Below are 12,288 nucleotides of genomic sequence, written 5' to 3'. Positions count from 1 at the left end.
ATGGGAGGTATCTTGTCGTGAGCGCTCAGTCGAACCATCGCGACCGCCGGAATTTCTCGGTGGCCCATCTGGCGGATCGAGCCAAATTCATCCGGCTTGAAACGCTTCGCCTCACGCGTATCGCCGGGGCGGGGCACTATTCCAGCACGTTCTCGGCGGCCGAACTTTTCGCCGCGCTGTATTACGCGCATCTGCGTATCGATCCGGCCAACCCGAAATGGGAGGATCGCGACCGCTTCGTGCTGAGCAAGGGGCACGCAGCAATCGGGCTCTATCCGGTGCTGGCCGATCTCGGCTTCTATCCGCCCTCCAAGCTCGACGATTTCACCCGGCTGGGCAGCGCGTTCGGCGACCATCCGGACATGAAGAAGATTCCCGGCATCGACTTTTCGTCCGGTTCGCTGGGGCACGGCCTTTCGGTTGCGCTGGGAATGGCGCTTGCGGGCAGGGTCGCGGGCCGCGACTACCGCACCTATTGCATGCTTGGCGATGGTGAGCTCAACGAGGGGCAGATTTGGGAAGCGGCGATGGCCGCCGGTCATTTCAAGCTCCAGGGGCTCGTCGGCATCGTCGACCGCAACCAGCTTTCGATCGACGGGCCGACGGAAAAGGTCATGTCCGTCGAGCCGTTGGATGACCGCTTCCGCTCGTTCGGCTGGGAGGTCACGCGCATCGACGGGCACGACCTGCCGACGATCCTCGAAACGCTCGGCGCGCTGAAGCCGGCGGGCGAGGGCAAGCCGCAGATGATCATCGCCGATACGATCAAAGGACGCGGTGTGAAGTACATGGAGCTGTCGCTCGACTGGCACGTCGGCAACCTCGTCGGCGCCGACTACGACGATGCCTGGTCGGAGATCGAGGCCGGGCTCCAGCCTCTCGAAACGGAGAAGGCATGATGGGCGCGGCAGGACAGGACCAGAGCACACTCTTTCGCGGCGACGACAACGAGCTTCGGTTGAAGGACGAAAAGTCCGTGCGCGGCACGCCGGCGAAGTCGATGCCGGCATTCATTCTTGGCGACGAACTGGCGGACCTGGCAGAGACCGACCCGCGTATCGTCGTCGCCACCGCCGATCTCGCCAACTCAAGTCGCACGCGCGACTTCGCCAACCGCCATCCGCATAGCTTCATCGATTTCGGCATTGCGGAGCGCAACATGATTACGGCGGCAGCCGGCATGGCCTCCTGCGGGCTCGTGCCCTATGTCGCGACATTTGCATCGTTCGCGGCAATCCTGGGCGCCGAGGCGATCAAGACGGATTGTGCCTATCCGCGCATGCCGGTGCGGATCATCGGGCACCATTCGGGCATCTCGATGGGGTTCTACGGTACCAGCCACCACTCCACCGAAGACCTCGGCATGATGCGCAGCGTGGCTGACCTGACAGTGGTCTGCGCGGCTGATGCGAACCAGTTGCGCGCGATATTGCGCGCGTCGGTGGATCATCCGGGCGCGATGTATATCCGCCTCGGTCGTGGGCGCGACGCCGAGGTCTATCAGGACGTGCCTGCGGATTTCGCTTTCGGCAAGGCAACGAAGCTTCGCGACGGCAACGACCTGACGATCATCACGACCGGCTCTCAGGTCCATGCTTCGCTTGCCGCGGCCGACCGCCTGGCCGCCGACGGTGTCGGCGTGCGGGTCATTGACATGCATACGATCAAGCCGCTCGACGAAGAGGCCATTCGGGCAGCGGCGCGTGAGACACGTGCCATCCTGACGGTCGAGGAGCACAATATCGTCGGCGGGCTGGGCTCGGCTGTTGCCGAGGTGCTGGTTGAGGAAGACCGCATTCCCTTCCGCCGACATGGCATCCTCGACGAGTTCTCGCTGATCGGACCCCCGGCCGCGCTCTATGCGCATTACAGGCTCGATGCCGACGGTGTGACGGCGGTCGCGAAGGAGCTTTTGCAGAAGATCAACTAGGCACTGGCGGGTCCCGAAAAGAAAAAACAGGGCAACGGGACCCTAACGACCGAAAACAATGGGAGACTGTCATGAGAACCGGAATACGCACACTTCTGCTTGCAGGTGCCGGCGCCGCCGCCATCCTGTCCGGGCCGGCTGCCGCGCAGGACCAGCCGCTCGTCATCGCACGCAATCTCGAGATCAACTCGCTCGACCCGCACCGGGCCTTCTGTGACACGTGCCAGATATATCTTAGCTCCACCTATCAGGGGCTCGTGAAGCTGGCCGCCGACGATCGCTCGGTCGAGCCGCTTCTCGCGACGGAATGGACCTCCAATGAGGACCAGACGCAGTTTACCTTCAAGCTCGATCCGGAAGCGGTGTTTTCCGATGGCAGCCCGGTCGAGGCGAAGGACGTCAAATGGACGTTCGAGCGGCTCAAGAACCTCCAGGCCGATCCATCCTTCATGATGAACGGGGTGGCGTCCATCGAGACGCCGGATGAGAAGACCGTCATCGTCAACATGGAAAGCCCGAATTCGGAATTCGTCGGCATTCTGGCTGCGCCCTATGTCGGCATCATCAACAGCGACGTTGCATCCGAAAACGGCGCGATCGCGGGTGAAGACGCCTCTTCGGCGGACCAGGCGGAGACCTGGTTCCTGGCAAATTCCGCCGGCAGCGGCCCGTACGTGCTCGATACCTACAGACCGGATGACGAGCTACGTTTCCGCGCGAACGAGAACTACTGGGGGGACGCGCCGCCGATCGGCGAGATCGTCATCGATCATGTCGCCGATGCCGTGTCCCAGGCGCAGATGCTGCAGAGCGGGGGCGCCGACATTGCCATGCAGGTCGACCCCGATACGGCCTCGACGATCAATTCGCCCGACATCACGATCGAGACCGTGCCGTCCTACAACTTCATCTATGTGATGTTCTCGCCGGGTGCCGAGGGCGGCGACATGCTCGATCTGGAGGTGCGGCAGGCGCTCGCCTACGCGATCGACTACCAGGGCGCGATCGATTTCACCGTCGGCGGCGAGGGCGAGCTGCAGGCTTCGCCGATCCCCAATGGCTTCCCGGGTACGGAAGGCCTGCCGATGCCGGAGGAAAACCTCGACAAGGCACGCGAGATCCTTGCCTCGAAAGGGCTTGAGGACGGCTTCACGCTCGACATTACGGTGGCTTCCCTCAACGTCTATGGCGTCGATCTGACTTTGCTGATGCAGAAGATCCAGCAGGATCTCGCGCGCATCAATGTTAAGATCAACATCCAGCCGGTGGCCTCGGCCGTGTGGCGCGAGCAGATCGCCAATCCGGGCATTCCGTTCAGCGCCAGATTCTACGCGCCCGACTATTACGGTTCGGCCCAGTATGTGCAGTTCTTCGGCATGCTGCCCGACACCTACTGGGAGCGGAACGCCAGCGGACAGGGCAAGGTCGATCTGGTCAACGAGCGTGAGGTGGAGCTGTTCCAGCAGGCGCTGGCGGCCTCCGGCGACGAGATGACCCGGCTCTATCATGAGATCGCGCTCGAGATGATCAAGGACCGCATCATCGTGCCGGTGGTGAGCCCCAACCTCATTCTGGCTTACCGCAGCGAGATCGAAGGCGTACGCTACAGCGCGTGCTGCAACCTGCCGCTGGCGGAGATCGGCCGCAAGTAACGCATGACCTGCAAAGGGGCATCGAGATGACGACATATATCGTCAGGCGTCTCATCGCGATGCCCCTGCTTCTGCTGGGGGTGATAACGGTCGCGTTCCTGCTGACCTACTTTACCGCCGCCGATCCCCTGACATCGATCATCGGCGAACGGCAGATGAACAATCCTGCGGTCGTTGAGGCCGCGCGGGAGCGCTGGGGTCTAGATCGCTCTCTGCCCGAGCGCTACCTCATCTATCTCGGCAACCTCGTCACCGGCGACATGGGCATCTCCTTCCGCACCCGGCAGCCGGTCGCGCAGGACCTGATGGTGCGGCTGCCAGCGACGCTGGAACTGGTGATTGCGGCGATGTTTCTCGGCACGATATTCGGTGTCGTGCTGGGCGTTCTGGCGGCGCGCTTCCGGGACGGACCGATCGACAACATCGCCAGGCTCTTCGCACTCGTTGGGGCATCGGCGCCGGTCTTCTGGTCCGGCCTGCTCGTTCTGTTCATCTTCTCGGTCCAGCTCGGCTGGCTGCCAGGGCCGGGGCGTATCGACACGCGTGCCGTCGCCCCGCCTTTCGTCACCGGCTTCTACACCGTCGATACGCTGCTGGCGGGCGACTGGGCCGGGTTCCGCAGCGTGCTCCTGCATCTGGTGCTGCCGGCCAGCGTGCTCGGCTGGACCGTTACCGGCATCGTCTCGCGGATGGTGCGCGCCTCGATGCTCGACGTTCTCAGCCAGGAATACATCCTGGCGGCGCGCGCCAAGGGGGCTGGTCCACTTCGAGTGCTGATCCATCATGCGTTGCGCAACGCCATGCTGCCAACGCTGACGATCCTCGGCTTCTCCTTCGCCTATCTGATCACTGGCGCGATCCTGACCGAAACGATCTTTTCCTGGCCGGGCATCGGTTCCTATGCGGTTGCTGCGGCGCGGGGCCTCGACCATCCGGCGATCGTCGGTGTGACCATCGTCGGCGGGGCCGCCTTCCTCATTTCCAACCTTTTGACCGATATTGCCTATGCACTGGTCGATCCGCGGGTGAAACTCTCGCAGCAGGAGAGTTCATGAGCGCCGCCGTGACGCGCAACGCAGGGCGGCGGGCGATCCTGCCGCAGTGGGCGACGCTTCCGGTCGTCTTCGGCGGGATCATCGTCCTGTTGTGGGTCGTCGTGGGCATAACCATCCCGCTATGGACGCCTTACGATCCGACCATGCTTGCGGGTGGACGCTTCCAGCCGCCCAACGCCTCGCACTGGCTGGGCACCGACGCACTCGGACGCGACGTGCTGACGCGCACGCTCTACGGTGTGCGCCATTCCTTGCCGATCGCCGCGCTGGTGATCTTCTGCGCCGTGCTGATCGGCGGAACGCTTGGGGCGATCGCCGGGTTCGTGGGCGGCCTTGTCGACAGCATCATCATGCGGCTGGTCGACGTGACGCTATCGTTCCCGCCGATCCTGCTTGCCATGGCGGTGACGGCCGCGCTGGGACCGGGACTCGGCAACGCCGCGATCGCCATGGTCATCGTCTGGTGGCCGATTTACGCAAGGTTGATGCGCGCGCAAGTGCTGTCGGTTCGAGAGCGCGAGCATGTCGAGGCCGCGATAGCGGCCGGGGCCACCAGGCCGCGCGTACTGACAAAACACATCCTGCCGCTTTGCTGGAGCCCCATCATCGTCAATGCCACGATGGATTTTGGTCAAGTGGTGCTGCTGGCCGCCAGCCTGTCGTTCATCGGCCTCGGTGCGGTGCCGCCGACGCCGGAATGGGGGCAGATGATCTCGGACGGCGCGCTGCATTTCTACCGCTGGTGGATCGCGGCCGGGCCAGGCATTGCCATCCTCTCCATCGTGCTGGGCTTCAACTTCCTTGGCGACGGCTTGCGCGATTTCCTCGATCCGAGGTCGAAATGACCGCGCCGCTTCTCGAGATACGCGATCTCAGCGTTGCCTTCGCTGGCCGCCATGGCGAAGCGCTGGAGGCGGTCAGCGGCGTCGACCTTACGGTCAACGCGGGCGAGCTGCACGGCGTCGTCGGCGAATCCGGCTCGGGCAAGAGCGTGACCATGCTGGCCGTGATGGGCCTGCTGTCGCCGGGCGCGCGGCTTTCGGGCTCGATCAGGCTCGACGGGCGCGAGCTTGTCGGACTGAGTGATCGCCAGATGCGCAGGATACGCGGCGCCCGCATTGGATACATCTTTCAGGATCCGATGACGGCGCTGAACCCGTTGCTGACGGTCGGCGACCAGATCGCCGAGGCGATCCGCATCCACAAGCCGCAGGTCGGGCGGACGCAGGCGCGCGAGCAGGCCGTCGAGCTGCTGCGGCTGGTCGCAATCCCGATACCCGAACGGAGAGCCACCCAATACCCCCACGAATTTTCCGGCGGCATGCGCCAGCGCGCCGTGATTGCGATGGCGATGGCCAACGAACCAGATCTGCTGATCGCCGACGAGCCGACCACTGCGCTGGACGTCACCATCCAGGCGCAGATCATGGAACTGCTGGAACGGCTGCGGCGCGACAAGGGCGTGGGCATCGTTCTGGTCACGCATGATCTCGGCGTGGTGGCGGGCGCCGCGCGCAGCCTGTCGATCATGTATTCGGGGCGGGTGGTGGAGCGTGGCTCGGTGGATGACGTGTTTGCAGCGCCGCGTCATCCTTACACCGCAGGGCTGCTTGCAAGCCTGCCGCAAGCCGGCACGCGGGTGGACAGGCTCACCGCCATTCCCGGTTCGCCGCCGCCGATCAGCGCGAGGCCCCCAGGGTGCGCCTTTCATCCGCGTTGCGCATATGCGGTGGAACAGTGTCGCACCGAGCGTCCCGCCTTGCGGGAGGTGGGGGCGGTGACGGTCGCCTGCCACCGTGTGGAAGAGTTGGTTTCGACCGGGCTCATGCAGTTGAGCGGCGCCGATGCTTGATCCCGTCGCACACGGCCATGATGGGCTGACGGACGCTGAGCGAGCGCCGCTGCTGTCCGTTCGCAATCTGGTCAAGGAATTTCCCGTTCGAGGCGGCCTGTTCAGCCGTCCGACGGGGGCAGTGCGCGCCGTCTCGGATGTCAGCTTCGACATCATGCCCGGCGAGACGCTGGGTCTTGTCGGCGAGTCCGGTTGTGGAAAGTCAACGCTGGCGCGCTGCGTTTCGCGTCTCCTGAAACCCACTTCAGGCGAAATCCGGTTCGGCGACGTCGATCTGGCAACGCTCGATCAGCGGGAGATGCGGCCGCTGCGGGCGCGCATCCAGTTCGTCTTTCAGGACCCGCATGCATCGCTTCATCCGCGCATGACCACGCGCGACATCATCGCCGAGCCGCTGCGCCTTGTCGGCATGTCGGCCGCGCAAAAACGCACGCGCGTGGACGAACTGCTCAGCCTCGTGAAGCTCGACCCCGGACATGCGGACCGCTATCCGCACGAATTTTCCGGCGGGCAGCGGCAGCGCATAGGCATTGCGCGCGCGCTCGCGCTAAAGCCCGAACTCATCATCCTCGACGAACCTGTGTCGGCGCTCGACGTTTCAATTCAGGCCGGCGTGCTCAATCTGCTCAAGGATCTTCAGGACCAGTTCGGCCTCTCCTACCTGTTCATCGCCCACGACCTTTCCGTCGTGCATCATCTGTGCGACCGGGTGGCGGTGATGTATCTCGGCAAGGTGATGGAGATCGGCCACCGCGACGCTCTCTACGACGCGCCGAGCCACCCCTATACGCGCGCACTTTTATCGGCCGTGCCGTTGGCCGATCCGAAGAAGGAACGCGCCCGCGCGCGCCAGGTGCTGGAGGGGGATGTTCCAAGCCCGGCTTCGCCGCCGTCAGGTTGCCGTTTCCGCACGCGCTGCCCGCGTGCGCAACCGCTCTGCGCCGAGCGCGAGCCCGCGCTCGCCCCCAAGGCCGGCGGCACCAGTGCCGCGTGTCACTTTCCGTTGACCGGCTGACTTGCGAAGCGCGCACCTGCTTCAACGCGCGAAGGGGTTTGCCGCCATGTGCTCGATGGGGATGAAGATGCGCTCCAGCGCCTTCTGCGTCAGCGGCTTGCGCGGCAGGAATTCCGGCAGGAAACGGCGCAGATAATCGATGGCACCGGCCGTCGCTTCCTGGCGATAGTGCTCCGTGACCTGGCCATGCCGGCCGTAGGAAAGCGCCCAGATGCCGTCCATGCTGGCGCCGGCGACCTCAAGCCTTTCGACGAAATCGGGAATGAACGGCATGTGGAAATAGGCTTCGAAGAAGCGTTCGCGGCTGCGGGCGATGCGGGCGTTGCCGGACAGATCGGCGTTGCGGACGGCCACGCTGACGCCGGCACCAAGGAACAGCCGCAAGGCTGCCGGCCTGCCGTTCTGGAACGCGGCCGCGCGGGCGTGGATCATGTGCAGCAGCTCCTGCCACGTCTGGGGTTCGGGGTCGGTGAGCGGCGTTATGGAGGTCTGGTAGATCTCCTCGTTGAAACGCAGGGCCAGCGCGACGAAGGCGGCGTTGCGATTCGGGAAGAAGTGATAGACGGAGGCGAGCGGCACCTCGGCGGCGTCTGCAATCTGCGCCAGCGAAATGTCCTCGTCGCTGCTGTCGGCCAGCAGCCTCTCGGTTGCGTCCAGCAAAATGTTGTAGCGCTCGACGCCGCGCTTGCGCATCGGGCGAGATGGGGAGAAGTCCGGGCGGGGCGCTTGGGCGTCTGTCAAACCGGCGGGCTCCATTTTTCTTGCGGGCTATGCGCGCATCGCGTCAACGGCGCGCAGAAGTATGTCGTCGGCGCCGAGTTTACCCGGTTTGAGGAAGAGCGACAGGTGCAGCGGCGTTTCGACGATGCAGAACCCGGTTCCCAGTTCCGATTCCGGCAGAGCGCGGACCCGGCGCACCCCCAGCGCCTCGACCACCGATCCGGAGGTCTCTCCGCCTGCAACCACCAGCCGGCGCACGCCCCTATCCACCACACCCCTGGCAATGCCTGCCAGCAAACGCTCGGCCTTGCGCGCGGCCTGCAGCGTGCCATGAGCTTTCTGCGCCCGCTCCACGGCTTCTGTTTCGTCGGCGGTGGTGACGGCGAAGGGAGCATCTCCCATGTGTGTGCCCGCCCAAGTCAGCGCCTCGTCGATGATGGCTTCTTCAGGCCGTTCATCGAGAAGGTCGAGGGTGAGGACCGGATACCGCGCCGCGAAAGCCCCGAGTTGAGCCATTGCCACCGGGCCGACACTGCCCACCAGCACGGCCGCCGGCCCAGCGGCATGAGCGGGGACAGGGGTAGCTCCGGCAGCGGACTTTTCCGCGACGGCTTGCGCGAACGCTATGATGTGGGCATCGCTGCCGACCGTGGTCCGCATCGGCGCGGCGAGCCGCGCGCTCATCCGCGCGTCGGAATCGTCCGAGCAGTCGACCATGATGTAATCCACGCCGTTGCCGGAAAGCGCCCCGATTGCAGCCTGCGCGGCATCGAAACCCGCGTGCAGCAGGGCATGCGGCAGCAGGCCGACCTTCGCGCTGGTCTGGCGCGAAAGCACGCGCACGAGGTCAGGGTCTGTCATCGGTGTCAGCGGATCGAAGCGTTTGATGGATTCGGAGACGAGCCGGTTGCGGTAGAACAGGTAGCCCTGGTGAACGGTCGACCCGAAGCGCGGGAAGCCTGCGCTGAGCAGCAATGGCGACTGGCCATAGCGTCGGGCAAGCAGGTCGGCAACCGGGCCGATATTGCCGTCGTCGGTGGAATCGAAGCTGGCGCACACCTTGTAGGCGACCTTGTCGCATCCCGCCGCGTCAAGGCGTCCGGCAATATCGTCAACCTCCGCAACGGCTTCCGCCGCGGGGATGAGGCGCGTTCGGGTCGCGACGACGACGACTCCCGCCGGCTCGATGGCGTTCAACTCACGTTTGTCGAAGAGCACCGGGCAGGCGATGCCGGCACCTTCTATGTAGCCGGCAATCATCAGTCCGCCGGTGAAATCATCCGCCACAATGCCGAGCATCGCCGACAGCCTCCAAAATGATAGTCAATTCGAATTTCTACCAGCAAGAAGCGAAATCTCACAGCACTGTTTTGCCTGATCGAGATTGTCGGCGAACGATAATTCGAATATCTTATGATATATCATCCAGGAGAAGCCCATGCAGCCCGACGAAAAAAGCGCACGCGAAGCCATCGTGGAGGCGGTCCGTTTTCTGGAGGAGAAGGGCCTTAACCACGGCAGCGCCGGCAATGTCAGCGTCCGGTTCGGCGACGGCGCGCTGATCACGCCGACGGGCGGGCGCAGTAGCTGGCTCACGGCTGACGAGATCGTTCATATTTCGCTGGACGGTGTGGTGCGCGGGGCGGGAAAGCCTTCCAGTGAATGGCGGTTCCACACGGGGATTCTTCGTACCCGGCCGGAGGCGGAAGGGGTGGTGCACACCCACGCTGATTGCTGCGTGGCGCTGAGCTGCCTGCGCAAGCCCATCCCGCCCTTCCACTACATGATCGCGAGCTTCGGCGGCAACGAGATACCCTGCTCGCGCTACGAGCCTTTCGGCTCTCCGGAGCTGGCCGATGTCGCGCTTGAGGCGATCGAGGGGCATCTGGCCTGTCTTCTGGCCAACCACGGCATGATCGCCATGGGCCGCAGCCTCCAGCATGCGCTCGACCTGACCGTCAAGCTGGAAACGCTAGCAAGGCAGTACATCCTTGCCTGCCAGATCGGGGAGCCGGTGCTTCTCGACGAGCAGGAGCTGAGGGATGTACATTCCCGCTACGGAACCTATGGCGCGGTCGCCATGCCGCGCTGAGACGAAGCCGATGAAGATCACCGGCAAAACCCGGATCATGTTCATCCTGGCCGATGCGGTTGACCATATAGTCGGCTCGGACGTGCTCAATCGTGCCTTTACGGATCTGAAGCTCGACGTGGCCGTGTCGCCACTGTCGATCAAGCCCGGCGATCTTGTCGGCATGCTGGACATGATCCGCCGGATCGACAACATCGTCGGCTTTGGCGTCACCATCCCCCATAAGATTGCCGCGTTGGAACTCGTTGACGAATTGACCGACGCGGCGCGCGACATCGGTGCGGTCAACTTCGTGCGCCGCAATGCCGACGGAAGACTGATCGGACATAATATAGACGGCGAAGGCTTTCTGGCGGGGCTGGCCGACCATCAGGTTGAAGTCCGGGGCAAGTCCGTTCTGCAGGCCGGAGCGGGCGGCGTAGGTCGCGCGATAGCCTTCGCGCTCGCTGGAGCAGGGGCAGGGCCGATCCACCTCCTCAATCGAAACATGGAGCGGGCTAGGCAACTGGCCGATGCGATCCGCCGGCGAAACCCGCAAGCCGATATTCACGTCCATGCCGACGAGGCCGACCTGCCGGACAAGGCCTTCGACCTCGTGGTCAATGCGACGTCTCTTGGCATGCACGAAGGGGACGCGATGCCCGTGTCGTCTAGCCTCCTCAGGTCATCCAGCACGGTCGCGGAGGTCATCATGACTCCGGCGATCACGCCGATGCTGGCCGCTGCCGGAAGGATCGGCTGCCGCACGGTGCCGGGGCTGGCGATGATGCAGCCGCAGCCACTTCTGGTGGCGCGCTTCCTCGGATTGGTCGACTGAAGCAACTGCCCAAACAAAGAGACGGCCGGCATTACGCCGGCCGCCAGTCTGGGAGGGATGCGGCCTTACTGTGTCAGCCACGCCGTCCAGCGCTCGCGCAGCATGTCGCGGTTCGCGCCGATCCATTCGAAATCGGGCTTCACGAGAACCTCGTAGTTTGCCGGGTAAGTGGCGAACAGCTTCTGCTCGTCTTCCGGCAACTGCGCGAGGCCCGCCGTCGAGGAAGTTGCATAGCCGACATTGCGGATGAATTCCGGATGGCCTTCGGAGTTGCCGTAGAAGAAGTCGATGAAGGCCAGTGCGCCCTCAGGATTGGGTGAATCCTTCAGGATCGCGAAATAGCCGGTATCGCGCAGCGCGCCATCCCAAGCCATCGCGAAGGGAGCGCCATCCTTGATCGTCGCCAGCGAGCGCCCGGAATAGGACATGGTCATGACGATTTCATTGTCGCGCATGATCTGCTGCACCTGATTGCCGGTCTTCCACCAAACGGCAATGTGCGGACGGATTTCGTCGAGCTTCGCATAGGCGCGGTCGAGGTCGAGCGGGAAAAGCTCTTCCTTGGCTACGCCGTCGGCCAGTAGCGCCACGGCAGGCACCCACCAGTCGCGATCGCCGGTGTCGGGAAGGCCGCGCGGTCCGGGGAAACGCTCCACGTCCCAGAAATCCGCCCAGTTCTTGGGCGCTTCGTCAGCGAACACCTCGGCATTGTAGGTCAGAACCATGCCGCCGGTCGTGCGGGCAACGCCCTTGGCCTCGCAGGCGCCTTCGAGTGCAAATTCGACAACTTTCGGCATGTCCGCGCAGGGGATGTCGAGCAGGATGTCGGCCTTGTCGACAAGATCGGGACCGGTGGCGGTGACGATGTCGAATTCGATGTTGCCGCTGCGCACCATGCCTTCGGCGCGTGCCCACTGGTCCGGTACTTCGATGTCGAACGGGATGACCTCGGTGCCAGTCGCCTCCTGGAAGGGAAGGTACATATGCTCTTCCAGCATGTTGCGCATAAGCCCGCCGGTGGTGGCGATGACGACCTCGTCGGCCATTGTTGGTGCTGCTGCCCCGAGCAGCAGCGTCGCACCAAGCATTGCCTTGATATGGTTCCTCATTTTCATTTCAGCCTCCTTTGCTGAGTTCCCCTGTATGCTTCAGGAT

At 64.0% G+C, this 12,288-nt stretch carries 12 protein-coding genes; 9 read left to right on the top strand and 3 right to left on the bottom strand.

Annotation, left to right across the window (positions count from 1 at the left end):
* The first annotated feature begins 17 nt into the window (after positions 1 to 17).
* From ACVJNE_RS04275 to ACVJNE_RS04245, 7 genes are all read left to right on the top strand, one after another.
* Positions 18 to 899, top strand: a complete 882-nt coding sequence (locus ACVJNE_RS04275; protein WP_499563308.1) for a transketolase — start codon at positions 18 to 20, stop codon at positions 897 to 899.
* Positions 896 to 1,930, top strand: a complete 1,035-nt coding sequence (locus ACVJNE_RS04270) for a transketolase family protein (RefSeq protein WP_499563307.1) — start codon at positions 896 to 898, stop codon at positions 1,928 to 1,930. Before ACVJNE_RS04275 ends, ACVJNE_RS04270 begins: the two co-directional genes overlap by 4 nt.
* Before the next feature lie 71 nt (positions 1,931 to 2,001).
* Positions 2,002 to 3,582, top strand: a complete 1,581-nt coding sequence (locus ACVJNE_RS04265) for an ABC transporter substrate-binding protein (RefSeq protein ID WP_499563305.1) — start codon at positions 2,002 to 2,004, stop codon at positions 3,580 to 3,582.
* 26 nt (positions 3,583 to 3,608) lie between these two features.
* Positions 3,609 to 4,637, top strand: coding sequence for an ABC transporter permease (locus ACVJNE_RS04260; RefSeq protein ID WP_499563303.1), 1,029 nt, complete (start codon positions 3,609 to 3,611; stop codon positions 4,635 to 4,637).
* Positions 4,634 to 5,482, top strand: a complete 849-nt coding sequence (locus ACVJNE_RS04255; RefSeq protein WP_499563301.1) for an ABC transporter permease — start codon at positions 4,634 to 4,636, stop codon at positions 5,480 to 5,482. Before ACVJNE_RS04260 ends, ACVJNE_RS04255 begins: the two co-directional genes overlap by 4 nt.
* Positions 5,479 to 6,489 carry an ABC transporter ATP-binding protein gene (locus ACVJNE_RS04250; RefSeq protein ID WP_499563299.1) on the top strand — a complete coding sequence of 337 codons (1,011 nt, stop codon included), beginning with the start codon at positions 5,479 to 5,481 and terminating at the stop codon, positions 6,487 to 6,489. The genes ACVJNE_RS04255 and ACVJNE_RS04250 overlap by 4 nt, the downstream gene beginning before the upstream one ends.
* Positions 6,482 to 7,504 carry an ABC transporter ATP-binding protein gene (locus ACVJNE_RS04245; RefSeq protein ID WP_499563297.1) on the top strand — a complete coding sequence of 341 codons (1,023 nt, stop codon included), beginning with the start codon at positions 6,482 to 6,484 and terminating at the stop codon, positions 7,502 to 7,504. The genes ACVJNE_RS04250 and ACVJNE_RS04245 overlap by 8 nt, the downstream gene beginning before the upstream one ends.
* Positions 7,505 to 7,525: 21 nt before the next feature.
* Here the strand turns inward: ACVJNE_RS04245 and ACVJNE_RS04240 are convergent, their stop codons facing one another.
* On the bottom strand, positions 7,526 to 8,245 hold the full coding sequence (locus tag ACVJNE_RS04240) for a TetR/AcrR family transcriptional regulator (protein WP_499563295.1): 720 nt from the start codon (positions 8,243 to 8,245) through the stop codon (positions 7,526 to 7,528).
* 27 nt (positions 8,246 to 8,272) lie between these two features.
* On the bottom strand, positions 8,273 to 9,523 hold the full coding sequence (locus tag ACVJNE_RS04235; protein WP_499563293.1) for a four-carbon acid sugar kinase family protein: 1,251 nt from the start codon (positions 9,521 to 9,523) through the stop codon (positions 8,273 to 8,275).
* Positions 9,524 to 9,662: 139 nt separating this feature from the next.
* Between ACVJNE_RS04235 and ACVJNE_RS04230 the strand changes: the two genes are divergently transcribed.
* Entirely contained in the window at positions 9,663 to 10,316 is a 654-nt protein-coding gene (locus ACVJNE_RS04230) for a class II aldolase/adducin family protein (RefSeq protein ID WP_499563291.1), read from the top strand.
* A gap of 10 nt (positions 10,317 to 10,326) precedes the next feature.
* Positions 10,327 to 11,133 carry a shikimate dehydrogenase family protein gene (locus ACVJNE_RS04225; RefSeq protein ID WP_499563289.1) on the top strand — a complete coding sequence of 269 codons (807 nt, stop codon included), beginning with the start codon at positions 10,327 to 10,329 and terminating at the stop codon, positions 11,131 to 11,133.
* A gap of 65 nt (positions 11,134 to 11,198) precedes the next feature.
* On the opposite strand, the gene ACVJNE_RS04220 is transcribed toward ACVJNE_RS04225, so the two are convergent.
* Positions 11,199 to 12,242, bottom strand: a complete 1,044-nt coding sequence (locus tag ACVJNE_RS04220) for an extracellular solute-binding protein (protein WP_499564147.1) — start codon at positions 12,240 to 12,242, stop codon at positions 11,199 to 11,201.
* Between the last annotated feature and the right edge of the window lie 46 nt (positions 12,243 to 12,288).

Source organism: Mesorhizobium sp. DxT (assembly GCF_058448885.1).
This window is presented reverse-complemented; position numbering and strand designations above follow the sequence as displayed.